We start from the raw sequence: 20,075 nt of genomic DNA, 5'->3' as shown, positions 1-20,075 counted from the left end.
ACCATATAATACCAATTAAACAGTAAAATAACCCATATAAATAGTTTCTTTTTACCTTTATCTGCGTTAAAATTTTAAACTATAACTAAGGCTATGATTAAAATTTTGCCTTGATAAAGAAAAAAATAATTCAATTTATTTATGTATCATTTTAAAATTTAATTGGTATAACTTTGTAAAATGACAAGCTTTCTGCTCTTTATTTTTGGGTTTTTATTTTGTTTTGGCGGTTCTATAACACCAAGCATGTTAAATATGACTGCCTTAAAAATTAGCTTAGAACAAGGTCAGAATCAAGTAAAAAAATATGCTTTGGGCATTTCTTTGGTTGTAATTCCGCAAACTATAATTGCTATTTTTTTGACAAGGTTACTTTCAGAAAACCCAACAATTTTACAAACTTTAGAAAAGTCAGGAATTGTAATTTTTATTGTACTATCCTTTTATTTTTACAGAGAATCTAAAAAAGAAACAACGCCAACAAAAGCAAATACAAACCATTATAAAAGTGCATTTATAGTGGGTATTACACTTTCTATTTTAAATATGTTTGCCATACCTTTTTTGTGTGGCACAATTATTTTCTTAGAAGAAATAGGGCAGTTTAGTAGGGCTATTATTCCACTACTGTTTTTTATTTTAGGCTGTCCAATAGGCACTTATTTTATTTTGATTTTGTATGGAAAATATGCCAAAATAATTCAGAAGAAAACTGGAAAACTAACCAAAAACATCAATTTAATTTTAAGCTTTTTAACTGCTTTTGTGGCTATTTTTACGTTGATTAAACTATTTTTTTAATACCAAAAACGTAATTTTTATAAACAAAAACCGACTTAAAATATCACAAACTATAGCACATGATTATTGTTTTTCTTTTTGGATTTCTCTTCTCCTTTTTTGGTTATATGTTTCCAAGCGTATTAAACATGAATGCTTTAAAAATTAGCCTAAAAGGAAATAATAAACAGCTTACACATTTTGTTTTTGGTGCGTCTTCTATAGTTTTTTTACAGGCCTATTTGTCTGTGTATTTAACCGTTTTTATTAGAGAAAACCCTTCATTTTTAATTTTTCTAGAGAAAACTGGTGTGTTTATTTTACTGGGTTTATCAGTTTACTTTTACACACAAAACAAGAAAGATAGAAAACAAATAACAACTAGAAAAGTAAGTAAAAATGGATTTATAACTGGGGCAACTTTGTCTTTATTAAATATGTTTTCAATTCCGTTTTTCTTTGGTAGTGCATCTTTATTAATGGCTTTTGATAGCATAACTTTTGATTTTTATGCCAAAACGTTTTTTGTTTTAGGCGCTGTTTTGGGGTGTTTTTTTATATTGAATTTGTATGGCAAATACGCTACAAAAATTCAACAGAAAACAGGTACACTTACAAACCACCTTAATTTAATATTATCTTTTATAACTGCTATTTTTGCTGTATTTACTTTTCTTAAATTTGTTATATAAATTTTTATAAATGAAAATTCTAAAGAATATAATTGTTAAGGGGCAACACCAAAAACCTATTGTAACAGACGTTTTTTACAAGGAGAATCATCAACCAAAAAAAATAGTAGTTTTTTGTCATGGTTACAAAGGTTTTAAAGATTGGGGCGCTTGGAATGTAATGGCAAAGGCATTTGCAGCAGCAGGTTTTTTCTTTGTAAAATTTAATTTTTCGCACAATGGAGGAACATTAGAGCAACCTATAGATTTTCCAGATTTAGAGGCTTTTGGCAATAACAATTACTCCAAAGAATTAGACGATTTGGGTAGTGTTTTAGATTGGGTTTCATCCGAAGAAAAATTTAAAAATGAAGCAGATGTAAACCACATTGCTATAATTGGCCACAGTAGAGGTGGTGGTATTGTGTTGTTAAAAGCAAATGAAGATGCTAGAGTTAAAAAAGTAATTACTTTTGCTGGTGTTTCCGATTATAAGAGCAGATTTCCTAAAAAAGATAATTTTGTAAAATGGAAAGAAAAAGGTGTTTTTTACGTTAAAAATGGTAGAACTTATCAAGAAATGCCTCATTTTTTTCAATTTTATGAAGATTTTGTAAAAAATGAACAGCGTTTAAACATTCAGAAAGCAACACATCATTTAAAAATACCACATTTAATAATTCATGGGGACAAAGACACTTCTGTAAAAATTAAAGAGGCAGAAAATTTACATGCCTGGAATAAAACGAGTCAATTTGAGATTATAAAAAACGCAGATCATGTTTTTAACGTTTCCCATCCTTGGAAAACAGAAGTAATCTCTAAAGAATTAAACGAGGTAATTGGACTTTCCATAGATTTCTTAAAAGCATAATTCAGCTTTGCTAATTTGCAGATTTTGTGTTTAACTTCGTAAATTAGTCACATGGAATTGCAGCCTCCTTTTAGAAAAATAATTCATGTAGATATGGATGCCTTTTATGCATCTGTAGCAGCATTAGACAATCCAGAATTAAAGGGAAAAGCCATTGCAGTTGGCGGTGGTGGAGATAGAGGCGTAGTTTCTGCGGCTAGTTATGAAGCGCGTAAATTTGGCGTAAAATCTGCCATGAGCAATGTTTTGGCAAAGCAAAAATGCCCACATATAATTTTTGTAAACTCAGATTTTGCTAGATATAAAGAACTTTCTGCACAGATTAGAACAATATTTTTTGACTATACAGATTTGGTAGAACCACTTTCTTTAGATGAAGCTTACTTAGATGTTACCCAAAATAAAAAAGGAAATCCGTCTGCAAATGCTATTGCTAGAGAAATAAGAGAACGCATTTATAAAGAAACGGGTTTGCAGGCGTCTGCTGGCATTTCTATCAATAAATTTATTGCAAAAGTTGCTTCTGATATTAATAAACCTAATGGTCAAAAAACGGTGCATCCAGATGAGGTAATTCCTTTTTTAGAAGAATTGCCAGTACATAAATTTTACGGAGTTGGTAAAGTTACTGCAGCAAAAATGTACAATTTAGGAATTTTTGTGGGGAATGATTTAAAGCAAAAATCCTTAGAAGAATTGGTAAAATTATTCGGTAAATCTGGTGTGCATTATTACAATATTGTACGCGGAATTCATAATAGTGCTGTTAAACCCAATAGAGTTCGAAAATCTTTAGCCGCAGAACGCACTTTTAGAGAAAACTTATCTTCAGAAATTTTTATGATAGAAAAATTAGATAAGATTGCAGATGAATTGGAAAAAAGAATGCTTAAAAATAATACCAAAGGAAAAACAATTACTTTAAAAATAAAGTATTCAGATTTTACACAACAAACAAGAAGCAAAACCAAACCGCATTTTATGCAAACTAAAAAGGAGTTTTTTCCTGTCGTAAAAGAGTTATTGTATCAGGATAAATTGGTAAATTCTGTGCGTCTTTTAGGCTTGTCTTTTGGCAATTTAAATACAGAAATTAAAGAGCCTTTTTGGGTGCAATTACAGTTTGAGTTTTAGTAAAAATTAAGTTGATAATTAAAATTTAAGAACACATTTATAATTGTTTTTAAAACGTATAAATAACAATGAACACAAATTTAGACATAATAATAATTGGTGGCGGTTTAGCAGGTTTGTGCAATGCAATTCACCTATCTAAATTTGGTAAAAAAGTTTTGCTAATAGAAAAAAACAGCTATCCAAAACATAAAGTTTGTGGTGAATATATTTCTAATGAAGTTTTGCCTTATTTGAAATATTTAGATGTAAATCCGTTTGAATTTGGCGCTGTAAAAATTGATGAATTTCAATTATCAACCACAAAAAATAAAGTAATTGCCGCAAAATTGCCTTTGGGTGGTTTTGGTATTTCGCGCTATACTTTAGATTTAGAATTGTATAAAAAAGCCAAAGAAAACGGAGTTACTATTTTACAAGATACAGTTGTAGATGTTATTTTTAAGGATGATTTTTTTACAGTAGAAACCAAAGAAAATAATCAGTTTCAAGCAAAAATTGCAATTGGTTCTTTTGGCAAACGAAGTGTGCTTGATGTAAAAATGAACCGTGATTTTATCCAACAAAAGTCGCCCTATTTGGGCGTAAAAATACATGTTAAAGGTAATTTTCAGCAAAATTTGGTAGCACTTCATAACTTTAAAGGCGGTTATTGTGGGGTTTCTAAAGTAGAAAATAATGCAATTAATTTGTGTTATATCACTAGTTTCTCAGCATTTAAAAAGTATAAAAATATTCCAGATTTTCAAGAACAAGTGGTTTTTAAAAATAAGTTTTTAAAAGAAATATTTAAGAATTCTAAGCCAAACTGGGAACAGCCACTTTCTATCAGTCAAATTTCTTTTGCCACTAAAAAGCCTGTAGAAAATCATATTTTAATGTCTGGTGATGCTGCAGGAATGATTCATCCACTTTGTGGAAACGGAATGAGTATGGCCATACAATCTGCACAAATGGCATCTAAATTGATTCTAAATTATTTAAACGGAACAGTTAAAGACAGAAAAACGCTAGAAAAACAATATATTAGACAGTGGAACAAAAAATTTAGTTTGCGTTTAAAAGCTGGGCATTTTATTGCCATGTTGTTTAGAAAAGATAAAATAGCGTCCTTTTTATTGCAAGTTTTGAAAAAACTCCCTTTTTTGTTACCTAAAATTATAAAACAAACGCACGGTAAACCCATGAAAATATAATGGCTTTTTTAGCAGATACTTCTAAACGTTCTGACCAAGAAGAAATGATGGACGATTTTTCTATTGGTGGCGATTTGTTACGTGATGTTTTAGATAAATTAGAAAGCATAAATCGTTGGTTAGGTGGTAATTTGGTTACTGTAAATGCCGTAAAAGCAGTTTTAAAAAACCACCCAAAAGAACAAGAAATTACCATTGTAGATTTAGGTTGTGGACATGGAGATATTTTACGTGATGTTGCAAAGTTTGGAAGAAAAAATGGTTATAAATTTAAGTTGATTGGTGTAGATGCCAACCCAACTGCAATTGATTATGCCAATGAATTATCTGTTGATTTTCCAGAACTGTCATTTAAAATACAAGATATTTTTTCTGATGATTTTAAAAAACAACAATTTGATGTAGTTTTAGCGACTTTGTTTTTTCATCATTTTAAAGAAAAACCTTTAGTTTCATTTTTAAAAGATACTTTAAAACAGACAAAAATAGCCATAGTTGTAAATGATTTGCATAGGCATAAAGTGGCGTATTATTTATTTAAATTATTGGCTGTTTTTATAACCAATAAAATGATTATTCATGATGGTTTGGTTTCTGTTTTAAGAGGATTTAAAAGAAAAGATTTAGAGGCAATGTCTAAGCAATTACAACAAACGGAACCAAATATTAAAGCAGTAGAAATTACTTGGAAATGGGCATTTCGTTGGCGTTGGACGCTGAAAAAGAGTTCATTTTAAACACACAGCATTTAAAAAACTATTAAAATATTCTTTTGAAGAATTTTTAAGATTTATGCCAAAATATAAAGAAAACCTATGAGTGTAAAAATAACAGCAGTTGCAAAACAATTGCCAGAATATTATAGAGAAACTAAAGATATTATTCCGTTTGTAGAAATGTGGATGGAAGGGCAAGAATCTCGTTTTAAAAGAAAAGTAATTAAACTTTTTGAAGGTGCAGCTGTAGACAAACGTTACTCTATTATGGATCCTGAGGAAGTTTTTATGGCAACTTCTTTCCAAGAAAAGAATGATATTTATGCAAGAGAGGTTGTAAAATTAGCCGAAAAATCTCTTAAAAAATCTTTAGAAAAAGCCAATTTAAAAGCAACAGATATCGATTATATAATTACTGTAAGTTGCACAGGTATCATGATTCCGTCTGTAGACGCGTATTTAATTAATTCTTTAGGGATGAAACAAAATATTGTGCGTTTGCCAGTTACAGAAATGGGTTGTGCAGCAGGTGTTTCTGGTATTATTTATGCAAAGAATTTCTTAAAAGCAAATCCTAATAAAAGAGCAGCTGTAGTTGCTGTAGAGGCACCAACAGCAACGTTTCAATTAGATGATTATTCTATGACAAATATAGTAAGTGCTGCCATTTTTGGTGATGGTGCTTCTAGTGTAATCCTTTCTTCTTTTGAAAAAGATAATGGTCCTAAAATTATAGACCAAGCCATGTATCATTTTTATGATGCTACTAAAATGATGGGGTTTAATTTGGTAAACACGGGCTTGCAAATGATATTAGATAAAGAAGTTCCCCAAAAAATTGCAGCTCATTTTCCAGATATTATTCACCCGTTTTTAGAAAAAAATAAGTTAACTATTAAAGATATAGATCATTTAATTTTTCATCCAGGAGGAAAAAAAATTGTACAAACTGTAGAAGATTTGTTTGGTAAACTAGGCAAAAATATTAACGATACAAAAGAAGTTTTGCGTTTGTATGGTAACATGTCTAGTGCAACTGTGCTATACGTTTTAGAACGTTTTATGGATAGAAATCCTGCCAAAGGCGAACGTGGAATTATGCTAAGTTTTGGTCCAGGTTTTTCTGCACAACGTGTTTTGTTGGAATGGTAAATGCTTTAATTCCTGCGAAGGCAGGAATCGAAACAATCCATAATATTGTCATTTCGACGTTAGGAGAAATCTCACTAAAAATTAACATACTATTTTAGCCTTTTTATGAGATTTCTTTCAAAAGGTTGAAACGACAAAACTGAGAACAGAAAGTTAATTATTATAAATGAACCAAACAGAAATCATAAAAAACCTTCCATATCAAAAACCTTTTTTGTTTGTTGATGAACTTACAGCAATTTCAGAAAACGGAATTACAGGCAATTATACATTTACACAAAACGAGTTTTTTTACAAAGGTCATTTTAAAGAAAATCCAATTACACCAGGTGTAATTTTAACAGAAACCATGGCGCAAATTGGTTTGGTTTGTTTGGGTATTTTTTTGTTGAAGGATGAAATTTCATCAGAAAAAAAACCACAAATTGCACTAACTTCTAATCAAGTAGATTTTTACAAAACGGTTTTACCAGGTGAAAAAGTTACTGTAGTTTCCGAAAAAGTGTATTTTAGATTCAATAAATTAAAATGTAAAGTAAAGTTGTTTAATGCCAAAGAAGAATTGGTTTGTAGAGGAGAAATTTCTGGAATGTTGGTAATGTAACATTTTATAAAACCTCACAGGTTTTAAAATTATTAAGAAAAATTAAAAAATAAGAACTGAATAATCAGATTCTTAAAAATCATTAAAATTAGTGTCTAAAAATAGAGTAGTAATTACAGGTTTAGGAGTTGTAGCGCCAAATGGTGTGGGTTTATCAGCATTTACAGATGCTATAAAAACAGGCAAATCTGGAATTACATTTCATCAAAATTTAAAAGATAAAGGATTTTCTTGTTGTATTGGTGGTATACCAGACGTTTCTGAAGAAATAAAAGCAAGCTATTTAACTCCATTACAATTACGTGACTTTAACAGTACTTCTATTTTATATGGCGTTATGGCTGGCGTTGATGCTTGGAAAGATGCTGGTTTTTCTGTTGATGAAAATTCGGCTTTAGATTACGATACTGGTTTAGTTTTTGGCGCAGGAACTTCTGGAATTGAAAAGTTTAGAGAATCCATTTATAAGATAGACGACCAAAAAGTAAGACGTTTAGGAAGTACTTCTGTTTTGCAAACAATGGCAAGTGGTATTTCTGCTTATTTGGGTGGTATGTTAGGTTTGGGCAATCAGGTAACTACAAATTCGTCTGCTTGTACAACAGGCACAGAGGCACTTTTATTAGGTTTTGATCGTATAAAATCTGGTAAAGCAAAACGCATGTTGGTAGGTAGTTCTAGTGATAGTAGTTTATATACTTGGGGTGGTTTTGATGCCATGCGTGTAATGAGTTATAAGCACAATGATACTCCAGAAAAAGGTTCTAGACCCATGTCTGCAAGTGCTGCTGGTTTTGTACCTGGAAGTGGAGGAGGAGCTTTGGTTTTGGAGTCTTTAGAAAGTGCTTTAGCAAGAGGAGCTACCATTTATGCAGAGGTTTTAGGCGGAAATATGAATTCTGGCGGACAGAGAAACGGAGGTACTTTAACTGCACCAAATGCTGAAGCCGTGCAAAGATGTGTTACAGACGCAATTATGGATGCTAAGATTACTGCAAATGATATTGATGTAATCAACGGACATTTAACAGCCACAAGTAAAGACAGTTTAGAGATAGAAAACTGGACGAAGGCGTTGCAAAGAAAAGGAACGGATTTTCCTTATATAAATTCTTTAAAATCCCAAGTAGGGCATTGTTTGGCTGCTGCAGGTGCTATAGAAGCTGTAGCTTGTGTTTTGCAAGTAAAAGAACAGTTTGTATTTCCAAATATTAATTGTGAAGACATGCACCCAGAAATAACCAATTTTATAGCGAAAGATAAAATTCCTGTAAAAAAATTAAATACAAATATTACTTATTTGGCCAAAGCAAGTTTTGGTTTTGGTGATGTAAATGCTTGTGTTATTTTTAAAAAATATCAATAGTACATATCATAAAAAAAAGCATTTCGATTGCTCAAAATGCTTTTTTAAATATAAAATAATATTTTTTTAATCTATTTCAGATACTCTTAAGGTATTTACCATTCCTTTTTCTTCTACAGGCATAGATGTAAGGTTTATCATAAAATCGCCTTCTTTTACGTAGCCTTGTTCTTTAGAAATATTGTTGATATCTACAACAGTATCATCTGTACTTAAATTTTTATCGTAATAAAAAGCTCTAACACCCCAAAGTAAATTTAGTTTTCCTAAAATTCTTCTTTCCGAAGAAAAAGCCAATATTTTAGATTGTGGTCTCCAAGCAGATATTTGAAATGCTGTATAACCACTGTTAGTTAGCGTAGAAATTGCTTTTGCTCCTATATTATTTGCCATTAAAGCAGCATGATGACAAACTGATTTTGTAATAAATCTGTTGGTTTTAATATGTGGTGCTTCATGAGGTACTTTAATCATTCTAGAGTTTTCTACAGCCTTAATAATCTCAGCCATTTTTTGAATAACTCTTAGAGGGTTTTTGCCTACAGAAGTTTCTCCAGAAAGCATTACTGCATCTGCACCATCCATAATAGAGTTGGCTACATCATTTACCTCTGCTCTTGTGGGTACAGAGTTTTCAATCATAGTTTCCATCATTTGTGTTGCAATAATTACAGGAATTCTTGCTCTTTTGGCACGTCTTACTAATTTCTTTTGAATTAATGGTACGTCTTGCATTGGTATTTCTACACCTAAATCTCCACGAGCTACCATTAAACCATCACAATAAGGTATTAAAGAATCTATATTTGCTACGGCTTCAGGTTTTTCTATTTTCGCAATTACAGGCACTCTATACTCAGAATGTTGCGAAATTAAGTCGCGTAACATTCTTAAATCTTCTGGTGTTCTTACAAAAGAAAGCGCCATCCAATCTACTTCTAAGCCTAAAGCAAAAATGGCATCTTCTTTGTCCTTTTCTGTTAAGGCAGGTAAAGAAATGGCAGTATTTGGCAAGTTTACTCCTTTTTTAGATTTTAAAGGACCACCAACAATAGTTTTAACGACTACTTCTTTGTCTTTATCTGTAGAAACTACTTCGAATAATAGTTTACCATCATCTACTAAAATTTGCTCACCAACTTTTACATCTTTAGGAAAACGTTGGTAGGTCATAAATGCTTTTTCTTTATTACCTATACATTTTTCTGTAGTAAATGTAAATGAATCACCGTCGTTTAAAACAACACCATCTTCCATTACACCAACACGTAATTTAGGACCTTGTAAATCTGCCAAAATAGCTACATTAAAATCATTTTCTGCATTTATTTCTCTAATTCTAGTTACATTTTGCTTTACAACTTCATAGTCTGCATGAGAAAAATTTATTCTGAAAACATTTACACCAGCAATGGCTAAAGCTCTCATTTTTTCTTTTGTATTAACTGCAGGACCTAGGGTTGCAACTATTTTGGTTTTTTTGTATAATTCCATATTTAAAATATTAAATAGTCTTTAGACTTTAATGTATTTTTATCTATTGGGTAAGCCGTAATTACTTGCTCAATATTTTTTATTTTATCTAATTTTTTAGAAACGTAGCTATTTGTTGTTTCTCCAGATATTTTAATAAAATAATCTATTTTTTTTTTTTCTGGTATTAAATAAGTTCTAGTTTCTGCTGTTAGTAAAAGCTGACTAATATCAGTTTGATTTTCCTTTTTAAAGCTATTTGCAATTAAAAACCATTCAAAATCGTATTTTTTACTGGTGTAATTATAAACAGAAAAAGTCGATTGTTCTCCGTTTTTAGAGAATTCTAAATCGCTTTTAGATTTAGAAAACTTTGTGTCTAAGTTTTTATTTAACAAATAGGCTAGTCTGTAGTCTTCTAATGTTGTGTGTATGCCTATTAAGGTATACTGTTCTTCACAAAAATCGTTTAAACTTAAAGCATGAATTTGCATATTTGTAAATATACTTATTAGTCTTATGTAATAAAACAAAGCTACTAATAGTTTACGAGTTTTCGTGCTTATTTTAACGAAAACGTTATCGCTATTTTTGCTAGAAAGTGTGTTATTTTAACTCTTTTACAAAAATTATGAGGTTTTTAAAGGTGTGTATCTGAGTTTTTTTATAAAAAATAGTTACGTTTTTAAGCTTTCTATTTAGTTTTATGGAGTAACACGCTTTCATTTGATTCGAAATGTTTAGTTTCACTAAAAAAAGTGAGCTATGAGATATTTACTACTTTTAACTATATTATTGGTTTCATTTTCTTGTGTATCATCAAGATATATACATATCCCTCCATTAATTTCAAATTTAGAAGAAAAAGGAGATTATGCAGTTTCTGGAAGTATTGCCACCAGCAGTGGTGTAAGAACGCTTAATGCAAATGCTTACTATGCCATTTCAGACCATTTTGTAGCACATATAGGTTTTACAGAAAGTAAAGATTATGTAAAAGATAGGTTTAATGCACAAGGTAATGTTACAAATATGGCTTTGGGTTATACTAATAACAATAAAAACAAAACCTTTTACATAGAAAACTTTTTAGGTTACGGCTTTGGAAATATTAGAAATACAGAATTACAAAATGCCGATAGTTTTGCAGACTTCTCTTTTTCAAATATATACAACCAATTTAATTTGAATTTAAAACGGAATGATGGAGGTGTAAAACGTGAAAACTATTTTTCTTTTCACTTGCCTATAAGGGTAGAGTATGTGCAGCTAAACAGTTTAGCATTTACTAATTATGATATTGCAGAAGAACGTAATATAAGAGATAACCCAAATTTGCTAATTTTTACAGTTAGTAAAGCAATACATTATAATTTTAAGCATTTCACCTTAGGTCTTTTTGTCTCTTATCATTCGCCAACAAATGGTTTGGAATTGCTTACAGCAGAAAACGCATACATTGGTTTTACAGCAAATTGGAGAAGTTTTTTGAAGGGTAAGAAAAAGAGATAAGCGGTACTTTTAATCTAAAGAAATTTCATCTTGAAAAGCATAGTAAACCCTTTTAGAGGCTTGCTCTTCAGCTTTTTTCTTTGAAGTTGCTCTGCCTTTAGCAATCTGCTTGCCATCTATGCTAATTTTTACGCTAAAGTGTTTTATGGGATCATTACCTGTATCTTCGTAAGAATCAAAATTGTATTTTTTCTTTTGTTTTTGACACCATTCAATAATTAAACCCTTGTAACTGGTAATTTTACCCTCTAGTTTTTCAATATCTACATAAGGTACAATAACCTTGTTATAAATAAATTTCTGACAAAAATTATAGCCTTTGTCTAAGTAAATTGCGCCAATTAAAGCTTCAAAAATATTACCATGTATATTGTCGCCAACATTGGATTGATCTATGTTACTTTTTACAAATTTAATAAGGTTTAAATCTTTACCTAACTCATTTAAATGTTCTCTATTAACAATTTTAGAACGCATTTGTGTTAAGTAACCTTCAGTGCCTTTAGGTACTTTTTTATAAAGATAGGCTGCAATTACAGATCCTAATATAGAGTCTCCTAAAAACTCTAAACGCTCGTAATTTATAGGAATGCCATTTTTGTCTAACATTTGCACAGATCTGTGTGTAAATGCTTTTTTATATTGGTTTATTTTTCTTGGAGAAAAGTGGAGTAATTTTTTCAATTCGCCATATAGCTCTAAATCTTCTTCAGACCTAGATTCTATGATATTACGAATAAACCCCATAAATGATTAATTATTATTCTTCTAATTTCTTAAAAGCTACACAAGCATTGTGTCCGCCAAACCCAAACGTGTTGCTCATGGCAACTTTAATTTCTCGTTTTTGAGGTTTGTTTAAGGTTAAGTTTAATTCTGGATTTATATTTTCATCTATGTTGGCGTGATTTATGGTTGGTGGTACAATACCATGTTCCATTGCTAAAATAGACGCAATAGACTCTATAGCACCTGCAGCACCTAATAAATGCCCAGTCATAGATTTTGTAGAATTAATATTGATGTTTTTAGCATGGTCACCAAATACTTCTGAAATTGCCTTAAGTTCTGCAACATCTCCAAGTGGAGTAGAGGTTCCATGTGTGTTGATGTGATCTACCTCTTCTGGTTTAATACCAGCATTTTCTAAGCAGTTTTTCATTACAGCAATTACACCAATTCCTTCAGGATGTGGTGCAGTAATATGGTAAGCGTCAGAAGACATTCCTCCACCAATTACTTCTGCGTAAATTTTTGCGCCTCTTGCTTTAGCGTGTTCATAACTCTCTAAAACAATTGCACCTGCTCCTTCACCTAAAACAAACCCATCTCTTTCAGCATCAAAAGGTCTTGAAGCTGTTTTTGGATCATCGTTTCTAGAAGATAAAGCGTGCATTGCACTAAAACCACCCATACCTGCAATAGTAACACAGGCTTCAGAGCCACCAGTTACAATAACATCACAAGTACCTAATCTAATGTAGTTCATGGCATCTATCATTGCGTTAGCAGAAGATGCGCAAGCAGATACTGTAGTATAATTTGGCCCCATAAATCCATTTTTAATGGAAATATTTCCTGGCGCAATATCTGCAATCATTTTTGGGATAAAAAAAGGATTAAATCTAGGTGTACCATCTCCCTCAGCAAAGTTTAATACTTCGTTTTGGAAAGTTTCTAGACCACCAATTCCTGCTCCCCAAATTACACCAACGCGTAATTTGTTTACTTTTTCTAGATCTAATTTTGCATCTGCAATTGCTTCATCAGAAGCTACCATTGCATATTGCGTAAATCGATCCATTTTACGGGCGTCTTTTCTATTGATAAAGTCGGTAACCGTAAAATCTTTTAATTCACAGGCAAAACGAGTTTTGAACTTGGCAGCATCATAATATGTTACAGGTGCTGCTCCGTTAACGCCGTTAACTAAGCCATTCCAATACTCTTCTATATTATTACCAATTGGCGTTAATGCGCCAAGTCCAGTGACTACAACTCGTTTTAATTGCATATAAATTTTACTTTTTTGCTTCTTCTATATAGCTAACTGCTTGACCTACTGTTCCAATGTTTTCAGCTTGATCGTCTGGAATTTGAATATCGAATTCTTTTTCGAATTCCATAATTAACTCAACAGTATCCAAAGAATCTGCTCCTAAATCATTTGTGAAGCTAGCTTCTGTTGTTACTTCATTATCGTCTACGCCTAATTTGTCTACGATAATAGCTTTTACTCTTGATGCAATGTCTGACATAATTTTTTAATTTTAAATTTTAAATCTCGGCAAAAATACAAATCTTATTAATTATAACTAATTTTTGATCGAAAAATGATTATTAAAAGTAAAGAAAAATATTTAATCTTCACTAAAAATAATCGGTTTGTTAATAATTATTCTTTTTTTTGTAGCTTAGAAAGATAGATATGAAGCGTATTGTTATTTTTGGATCTGGTTCTGGATCGAACGCAGAGAATATTATAAAGTTTTTTAATCACACTAAAACCGCTAAGGTTACTCAAGTGCTATGTAACAATGAACATGCCAAAGTTTTTGAAAGATGTAAAAACCTAAAAATAAGATGTTTACACTTTAATAGAGCCGATTTTTCTAAGACAGATAAAGTACTAAATCTTTTAAAAGAACAAGCAGATTATATTATTTTGGCTGGTTTTTTATGGCGAATTCCACAAAAAATTGTGGATGCTTTTCCGAATAAAATTATAAATATTCATCCTGCATTATTGCCAAATTATGGTGGAAAAGGCATGTATGGAATGCATGTTCATAAGGCTGTAAAAGCAAATAATGAGCCTGAAACTGGTATTACAATTCACTATGTAAATGAGAATTATGATGAAGGCGCCATTATTTTTCAAGCAAAAACCGCTTTAAATGATGCAGATACTGCAGAAAGTATTGCTGCCAAGATTCATGTTTTAGAGCAACAATATTTCCCAAAAGTAATTGAAGAGGTAATTTTAACTACCAATGAGTAAAAAAAAGTTTTATGTTGTTTGGAATGGCCGAAGAAAAGGCGTTTTTTCTTCATGGAATGTATGCAAAAAGCAAATTGATGGTTTTGAGCACGCACAATACAAATCTTTTATCAGTTTAGATGAAGCAGAAAAAGCATCTAAAGGCAAGTATGAAGACTATAAAGGTAAAACCACAAATAAAGTAGTTTTATCTGCAGCTGAAAAAGCAAAATATGGCAAACCTAATTTAGAAACCATTGCTGTAGATGCTGCTTGTGCTGGTAATCCTGGTAAAATGGAATACAGAGGTGTTTTTACACACAATAAAAAAGAAATTTTTAGAAAAGGGCCTTTTGAGAAAGGCACCAATAATATTGGAGAGTTTTTGGCATTAGTGCATTGTGTTGCTTTGTTAAAATCTAAAAATAAAGAAGATATTCCTATTTACTCAGATTCTAAAATTGCCATGAGCTGGGTGCGTCAAAAAAAATGCAAAACCAATTTACGTTTTGATGCTTCAAACAAAGCTTTATTAGATTTAATTAAAAGAGCCGAAAACTGGCTGAGAGAAAACACCGTTAAAAATCCTATTTTAAAATGGGAAACCAAAGCTTGGGGAGAAATTCCTGCAGATTTTGGGCGGAAGTAAATCCCATCCCAACCTTCCCAAAGGGAAGGGGCTAGCAAGTTTGTGTGAAATTAAAATAACTTCTTATTTATAATCTCTTTTTTGATGTGAAATACGCTGTATGTACATTGTGTTTTTATCAACCAAATAATGAATACCAAAAGGAAATTTGCGCGTAAATATTATTTTTATATTTCGATATCTTTGTTGAAAATGATTTGGATTTTTAGCTATTCTTGCAACAATCTCTATTAACTCTTTATGAAAAATTAATAATAAAATTGATGAAATTTTACCATAAAAATTTCTCGTTTCTTTAATATCTAGTTTGGCTTCATCACTAATTATAGCTTCATAAACCATTATTTTAAGAAGTCTTTTTTAACTTCACTCCAAGGTGTATAATTTGTTTTTCCTTCAATATGGTTGCTTATCATTTTATCCATCATTGTTTTATATGCCTCTGAAGGCTAAAAAGCGTAAGCATTTTCTTTTAAAACATTTTCCATATAATTTTTTAAATTACGCCCTTCACTTTCTGCTTTATATTGCAAAATAGCAAGTGTTTCTTCATCTAAAATAATCTCTTTTCTTTTTTTGGGAATCATATTTATGTGTTTATTACGATAAATACACGTAAATTAACCGATAATTAAATTCTAGTTTATGAAAAACCTAAAATGCCCTATTTATCAAACTTACACATAAATACATAGCGTACACATCCTTATCCGTTTGATATTCCTGCTATAAAATATGTTAAGAATTTAGACTTTTCTAAACGTGTTAGTTTTTTGGTTGGCGAAAATGGCTCTGGAAAATCCACTTTGCTAGAAGCCATTGCTTGCAGGTTGCAATTGCCACATATGGATGGCAGAAGTTATGCAAAAAACAGTTTTGATGCCGCTAAAAAATTGCTACCTTTTTTAGAATTGACTTGGCAAATAGAACGTTCTGTGGGTTTCTTTTTTAGAGCTGAAGATTTTGGAGATTACTTAAACAGTATTCATAGAGTTGGCACCACTATAGAAAATCAAATGGGCGATTTAGGGCCTGATGTTCCTACACACATTATCAATCAAATGAAAGAAAGTGCCAATTATCAATTAAAACAAATGCGCAGCAATTACGGCCAAGAGCTCAATGCTTTTTCTCATGGTGAAGCTTATCTTCATATTATGAATGAAATGATAAACACGAGAGGAATTTATTTACTTGATGAGCCTGAAGCTGCACTATCTCCCGCAAAACAGCTTACTTTAATTGCTTTTATAAAAAACCATTTAAAAGCACACAATTCGCAATTTATTATAGCCACACACTCTCCAATATTGTTGGCTTTTCCTGAAGCGAGTATTTTTGAAATTACTGAAAACACTATGGAGAAAAAGAATTTAGAAGAAACGGAACATTTTAACATTACAAAATCGTTTTTAAATAATCCTGAAGCTTATTTAAGGCATCTTTAGTTTAGTTGGCAGTTTTACAGTCTTCAGTATGCAGTCTGTTACGAAATGGAAACCAAAAACTGAATCCTATAAACGATTGTTTATTATATTAAAAAGCAATTTTATAATTTAAATTGATAAAACTACCAACTTGATGAATTTCTAAATCTATAAAATTATCAAAATTATAATTGTAGTTTATTAGTGATAAACCGTAAGAAACATCAATAGAAAATTTATTTTCCTTTTTTTGTATAAAATGCAATGATAATGGAGCAGAGTATAGATGATTTTATGCAGGAATTTAAGCGAAGAGAAAGGTCTAAAATGGAGAGGGAAATAAAGAAGACTCAACTGTTTAGAAAGCGAATTACTATTTTAAGGAAAATAGCAAAGGAAAGGCAAAAAGCAGGTTTATCTCAATATGATATGGGAATTAAAATAGGGTTAACAGAAAGTGGCTATTTTAAGGTAGAAAAAGGAGCCACCAAGTTAGATTTAGAAAGGTTATTGGAGATTTTAGATGTTTTAAATATTACACTTATCAATTTTTTTAAAGATATAAATGAAGATTAAATTAAAAAACCCAAAACGATATTTCGTTTTGGGTTTTTTAGTATTATTTAAGATTTCTCGATACAATTCCGCTAAAAAGCGGAATCACTCGAAATGACATCTGTTATTCCTTATAAACAGATTGTTTTACTGTCGTTCGCTATGAATCTTATACAGACGCTTTCATTAATTCTCTGTTCATTCTGGCAATGTTGTCTAAAGAAATTCCTTTAGGGCATTCTACTTCGCAAGCACCAGTATTTGTACAGTTACCAAAACCTTCTAAATCCATTTGAGCAACCATGTTTTGTACTCTATCTGCAGCTTCTACTTGTCCTTGGGGCAATAAAGCATATTGAGATACTTTTGCACCTACAAATAACATTGCTGATGAGTTTTTACAAGTAGCAACACAAGCACCACAACCAATACAAGTGGCTGCATCCATTGCTGTATCTGCAGCTTCTTTTGCAATTGGTATTGAGTTTGCATCTTGTGTATTACCAGAAGTGTTTACAGAAATGTAACCACCTGCATGCTGTATTCTATCAAAAGCAGAACGATCTACAACTAAATCCTTAACTACAGGAAATGCTGCCGCTCTCCAAGGTTCTATAGTAATTGTATCGCCATCTTTAAACATACGCATGTGTAACTGGCAAGTTGTTACACCTCTATCTGGGCCATGTGCTTCACCATTAATATACATAGAACACATACCACAGATTCCTTCTCTACAATCATGATCAAAAGCTACTGGCTCATCACCTTTATTAATGATTTGCTCGTTCAAAACATCCATCATTTCTAAGAAAGACATGTGCTCTGAAATTTCAGATACTTTATAATCTGTCATTTGACCCTTTGAATTAGCGTCTTTCTGTCTCCAAATTTTAAGTGTTAAATTCATTTTATTAGTTTTTGGTTATTGGTTGTTGGTTGTTAGTTTTTTGGTATTTACCACAAACTATCAACCACAAACCATCAACTATTTGTAACTTCTTTCTTTTACTTCTATATTCTCATAAGCCAAATCTTCTTTATGCAATACAGCATCTTTTGGCTCGCCTTTATACTCCCAAGCAGAAACAAACTGGAATTCTTTTAAACGTTTTGCTTCTCCTTCTGGTGTTTGGTGCTCTTCTCTAAAGTGTCCTCCAGCAGACTCTTCTCTAACTAAAGCATCTTTTGCAAACAGCTCTCCTAATTCTAAGAAATCTGCAACTCTACCTGCTTTGGCTAACTGCTCATTGTATTCTTTATCGGTTCCTGGTACATTTACATTTTCCCAGAAATCTTTACGTAAAGCAGAAATTTCTTCAATGGCAGATTTTAACCCTTCTGCATTTCTAGACATTCCACATTTATCCCACATAATTTTACCTAATTTTTTGTGGTAATAATCTACAGAATGCGATCCTTTATTGTTTACAAAGAAATTGATTCTTTCTTTTACTTCGTTTTCTGCAGCCTCAAATTCTGGAGTTTCAGTAGAAATTTTTCCAGTTCTAATATCATCAGCTAAATAATCTCCAATAGTATATGGTAATACAAAATAACCATCTGCTAAACCTTGCATTAATGCAGATGCTCCTAATCTATTTGCACCATGATCAGAGAAATTTGCTTCTCCAATTGCGTAACAACCAGGTATGGTAGTCATTAAATTATAATCTACCCAAACACCACCCATTGTGTAATGTACTGCAGGATAAATCATCATTGGTGTTTCATACGGATTTTCATCTACGATTTTCTCGTACATCTGAAATAAGTTTCCGTATTTAGCTCTTACAATTTCTTGCCCTAATTCTTTTATTTTAGCTTCAGAAGGATTTTTAATTCCTTGTATTTTTGCTTGCTCTGTTCCATAACGTACAAAAGAGGCAGCAAAATCTAAATATACAGCTTCACCAGTTGCATTTACACCATAACCAGCATCACAACGCTCTTTTGCTGCCCTAGAGGCAACATCACGTGGTACTAAGTTACCAAATGCAGGATATCTTCTTTCTAAATAGTAATCTCTATCTTCTTCTTTTAATTGTGTTGGCTTTAAAGTTCCTGCTTTAATTGCCTCAACATCTTTTAAATGTTTTGGAACCCAAATTCTACCATCATTACGTAAAGACTCAGACATTAATGTTAATTTAGACTGATAATCTCCAGAACGTGGTATACATGTTGGGTGAATTTGTGTATAACAAGGATTTGCAAAATACGCTCCTTTTTTATGCACTTTCCAACCAGCAGTTACATTAGAACCCATTGCATTTGTAGATAAGAAATATACGTTTCCATATCCGCCAGAGGCGATAACCACTGCATGCGCAGAATGACGTTCTATCTCACCAGTAACTAAGTTACGTGCAATAATTCCTCTTGCTTTTCCATCAACAACAACAACATCTAACATTTCATGTCTGTTAAACATCTCAATTTTACCACGAGCAATTTGTCTATTCATTGCAGAATATGCTCCTAATAATAATTGTTGACCTGTTTGTCCTTTGGCATAAAAAGTTCTAGAAACTAAAACCCCACCAAAAGAACGGTTATCTAACAAACCACCATAATCACGTGCAAAAGGCACACCTTGTGCCACACATTGATCGATGATATTTGCAGAAACCTCTGCTAAACGATAAACGTTTGCTTCACGAGATCTGTAATCTCCTCCCTTTACAGTATCGTAAAATAATCTGTAGGTAGAATCTCCATCTCCTTGATAGTTTTTTGCTGCGTTAATTCCTCCTTGTGCTGCAATAGAATGCGCTCTTCTTGGAGAATCTTGATAAGCAAATGCTTTTACATTGTAGCCTAATTCTGCTAAAGTTGCAGAAGCAGAACCACCTGCTAAACCTGTACCAACCACAATTACATCTATATGACGTTTGTTGGCAGGATTTACCAAGTTAATTTTATTTTTATAATCTGTCCATTTATCTTTTAATGGACCTTGAGGTACTTTTGAATCTAAAGCCAT

The 20,075-nt window shown here is 31.7% G+C and carries 24 protein-coding genes; 14 read left to right on the top strand and 10 right to left on the bottom strand.

Going from position 1 to position 20,075, the window contains the following annotated elements:
• The first annotated feature begins 180 nt into the window (after positions 1 to 180).
• The 9 genes from Q0684_RS08040 to Q0684_RS08000 all read left to right on the top strand — a co-directional run bounded on the left by Q0684_RS08040 (position 181) and on the right by Q0684_RS08000 (position 8,493).
• Positions 181 to 801 carry a glutamate dehydrogenase gene (locus tag Q0684_RS08040; RefSeq protein WP_299014960.1) on the top strand — a complete coding sequence of 207 codons (621 nt, stop codon included), beginning with the start codon at positions 181 to 183 and terminating at the stop codon, positions 799 to 801.
• A 59-nt stretch (positions 802 to 860) separates the two neighbouring features.
• Complete coding sequence (locus tag Q0684_RS08035) at positions 861 to 1,472, top strand: LysE family transporter (RefSeq protein WP_299014958.1); 612 nt, start codon at positions 861 to 863, stop codon at positions 1,470 to 1,472.
• Between the two features lie 10 nt (positions 1,473 to 1,482).
• Positions 1,483 to 2,325 (top strand): alpha/beta fold hydrolase, encoded by an 843-nt coding sequence (locus Q0684_RS08030; protein ID WP_299014955.1) that lies wholly within the window; start codon positions 1,483 to 1,485, stop codon positions 2,323 to 2,325.
• A 51-nt stretch (positions 2,326 to 2,376) separates the two neighbouring features.
• On the top strand, positions 2,377 to 3,459 hold the full coding sequence (gene dinB, locus Q0684_RS08025) for a DNA polymerase IV (protein WP_299014952.1): 1,083 nt from the start codon (positions 2,377 to 2,379) through the stop codon (positions 3,457 to 3,459).
• A gap of 68 nt (positions 3,460 to 3,527) precedes the next feature.
• On the top strand, positions 3,528 to 4,655 hold the full coding sequence (locus tag Q0684_RS08020; protein WP_299014915.1) for an FAD-dependent oxidoreductase: 1,128 nt from the start codon (positions 3,528 to 3,530) through the stop codon (positions 4,653 to 4,655).
• Positions 4,655 to 5,392, top strand: a complete 738-nt coding sequence (locus tag Q0684_RS08015) for a methyltransferase domain-containing protein (RefSeq protein WP_299014913.1) — start codon at positions 4,655 to 4,657, stop codon at positions 5,390 to 5,392. The genes Q0684_RS08020 and Q0684_RS08015 overlap by 1 nt, the downstream gene beginning before the upstream one ends.
• A 78-nt stretch (positions 5,393 to 5,470) precedes the next feature.
• A complete protein-coding gene (locus Q0684_RS08010; protein WP_299014910.1) occupies positions 5,471 to 6,523 on the top strand; it encodes a type III polyketide synthase in 1,053 nt (350 codons plus the stop codon).
• A 166-nt stretch (positions 6,524 to 6,689) separates the two neighbouring features.
• Entirely contained in the window at positions 6,690 to 7,127 is a 438-nt protein-coding gene (locus tag Q0684_RS08005; RefSeq protein ID WP_299014907.1) for a hydroxymyristoyl-ACP dehydratase, read from the top strand.
• A gap of 91 nt (positions 7,128 to 7,218) precedes the next feature.
• Positions 7,219 to 8,493 (top strand): beta-ketoacyl-[acyl-carrier-protein] synthase family protein, encoded by a 1,275-nt coding sequence (locus tag Q0684_RS08000; RefSeq protein WP_299014905.1) that lies wholly within the window; start codon positions 7,219 to 7,221, stop codon positions 8,491 to 8,493.
• 66 nt (positions 8,494 to 8,559) lie between these two features.
• On the opposite strand, the gene pyk is transcribed toward Q0684_RS08000, so the two are convergent.
• Together pyk and Q0684_RS07990 are read right to left on the bottom strand one after the other, a co-directional pair.
• Positions 8,560 to 9,987, bottom strand: coding sequence for a pyruvate kinase (gene pyk / locus Q0684_RS07995; RefSeq protein WP_299014903.1), 1,428 nt, complete (start codon positions 9,985 to 9,987; stop codon positions 8,560 to 8,562).
• A 2-nt stretch (positions 9,988 to 9,989) separates the two neighbouring features.
• Complete coding sequence (locus Q0684_RS07990; RefSeq protein ID WP_299014901.1) at positions 9,990 to 10,460, bottom strand: IPExxxVDY family protein; 471 nt, start codon at positions 10,458 to 10,460, stop codon at positions 9,990 to 9,992.
• Between the two features lie 271 nt (positions 10,461 to 10,731).
• Here Q0684_RS07990 and Q0684_RS07985 point away from each other — a divergent pair, with 271 nt between their 5' ends.
• Positions 10,732 to 11,478, top strand: coding sequence for a hypothetical protein (locus tag Q0684_RS07985; RefSeq protein ID WP_299014899.1), 747 nt, complete (start codon positions 10,732 to 10,734; stop codon positions 11,476 to 11,478).
• Positions 11,479 to 11,487: 9 nt separating this feature from the next.
• Here the strand turns inward: Q0684_RS07985 and rnc are convergent, their stop codons facing one another.
• The 3 genes from rnc to Q0684_RS07970 are packed head-to-tail and all read right to left on the bottom strand — an operon-like array spanning position 11,488 to position 13,736.
• On the bottom strand, positions 11,488 to 12,225 hold the full coding sequence (gene rnc, locus Q0684_RS07980) for a ribonuclease III (RefSeq protein WP_299014897.1): 738 nt from the start codon (positions 12,223 to 12,225) through the stop codon (positions 11,488 to 11,490).
• A 13-nt stretch (positions 12,226 to 12,238) separates the two neighbouring features.
• Entirely contained in the window at positions 12,239 to 13,492 is a 1,254-nt protein-coding gene (gene fabF / locus Q0684_RS07975; RefSeq protein WP_299014895.1) for a beta-ketoacyl-ACP synthase II, read from the bottom strand.
• A gap of 7 nt (positions 13,493 to 13,499) precedes the next feature.
• Positions 13,500 to 13,736: an acyl carrier protein gene (locus Q0684_RS07970; protein WP_004569249.1), complete on the bottom strand. Its 237-nt coding sequence runs from the start codon at positions 13,734 to 13,736 to the stop codon at positions 13,500 to 13,502.
• 170 nt (positions 13,737 to 13,906) lie between these two features.
• On the opposite strand from Q0684_RS07970, the gene Q0684_RS07965 reads away from it, so the two are divergent.
• Complete coding sequence (locus tag Q0684_RS07965) at positions 13,907 to 14,479, top strand: phosphoribosylglycinamide formyltransferase (RefSeq protein WP_299014892.1); 573 nt, start codon at positions 13,907 to 13,909, stop codon at positions 14,477 to 14,479.
• Positions 14,472 to 15,107 carry a ribonuclease H family protein gene (locus Q0684_RS07960; protein ID WP_299014889.1) on the top strand — a complete coding sequence of 212 codons (636 nt, stop codon included), beginning with the start codon at positions 14,472 to 14,474 and terminating at the stop codon, positions 15,105 to 15,107. Before Q0684_RS07965 ends, Q0684_RS07960 begins: the two co-directional genes overlap by 8 nt.
• 63 nt (positions 15,108 to 15,170) lie before the next feature.
• On the opposite strand, the gene Q0684_RS07955 is transcribed toward Q0684_RS07960, so the two are convergent.
• Both Q0684_RS07955 and Q0684_RS07950 read right to left on the bottom strand, forming a co-directional pair.
• Positions 15,171 to 15,449 (bottom strand): type II toxin-antitoxin system RelE/ParE family toxin, encoded by a 279-nt coding sequence (locus Q0684_RS07955; RefSeq protein WP_299014886.1) that lies wholly within the window; start codon positions 15,447 to 15,449, stop codon positions 15,171 to 15,173.
• A gap of 107 nt (positions 15,450 to 15,556) precedes the next feature.
• On the bottom strand, positions 15,557 to 15,694 hold the full coding sequence (locus tag Q0684_RS07950; protein ID WP_299014868.1) for a hypothetical protein: 138 nt from the start codon (positions 15,692 to 15,694) through the stop codon (positions 15,557 to 15,559).
• 132 nt (positions 15,695 to 15,826) lie between these two features.
• On the opposite strand from Q0684_RS07950, the gene Q0684_RS07945 reads away from it, so the two are divergent.
• Positions 15,827 to 16,555: an AAA family ATPase gene (locus Q0684_RS07945; protein WP_366140200.1), complete on the top strand. Its 729-nt coding sequence runs from the start codon at positions 15,827 to 15,829 to the stop codon at positions 16,553 to 16,555.
• An 88-nt stretch (positions 16,556 to 16,643) separates the two neighbouring features.
• Here the strand turns inward: Q0684_RS07945 and Q0684_RS07940 are convergent, their stop codons facing one another.
• Positions 16,644 to 16,799 (bottom strand): hypothetical protein, encoded by a 156-nt coding sequence (locus Q0684_RS07940; RefSeq protein ID WP_299014865.1) that lies wholly within the window; start codon positions 16,797 to 16,799, stop codon positions 16,644 to 16,646.
• 5 nt (positions 16,800 to 16,804) lie between these two features.
• Here Q0684_RS07940 and Q0684_RS07935 point away from each other — a divergent pair, with 5 nt between their 5' ends.
• The gene (locus Q0684_RS07935; protein ID WP_299014862.1) at positions 16,805 to 17,110 is read left to right on the top strand and encodes a helix-turn-helix transcriptional regulator; all 306 of its coding nucleotides are present in this window, start codon (positions 16,805 to 16,807) and stop codon (positions 17,108 to 17,110) included.
• Between the two features lie 148 nt (positions 17,111 to 17,258).
• Here the strand turns inward: Q0684_RS07935 and Q0684_RS07930 are convergent, their stop codons facing one another.
• Together Q0684_RS07930 and Q0684_RS07925 are read right to left on the bottom strand one after the other, a co-directional pair.
• On the bottom strand, positions 17,259 to 17,999 hold the full coding sequence (locus Q0684_RS07930) for a succinate dehydrogenase/fumarate reductase iron-sulfur subunit (protein WP_299014859.1): 741 nt from the start codon (positions 17,997 to 17,999) through the stop codon (positions 17,259 to 17,261).
• 78 nt (positions 18,000 to 18,077) lie between these two features.
• Positions 18,078 to 20,075: a fumarate reductase/succinate dehydrogenase flavoprotein subunit gene (locus Q0684_RS07925; protein WP_299014856.1), complete on the bottom strand. Its 1,998-nt coding sequence runs from the start codon at positions 20,073 to 20,075 to the stop codon at positions 18,078 to 18,080.

This window comes from uncultured Polaribacter sp., from assembly GCF_947503875.1.
GTDB lineage: Bacteria > Bacteroidota > Bacteroidia > Flavobacteriales > Flavobacteriaceae > Polaribacter.
The sequence above is the reverse complement of the archived record's forward strand: the minus strand, read 5'-3'. Positions and strand labels throughout refer to the sequence as shown.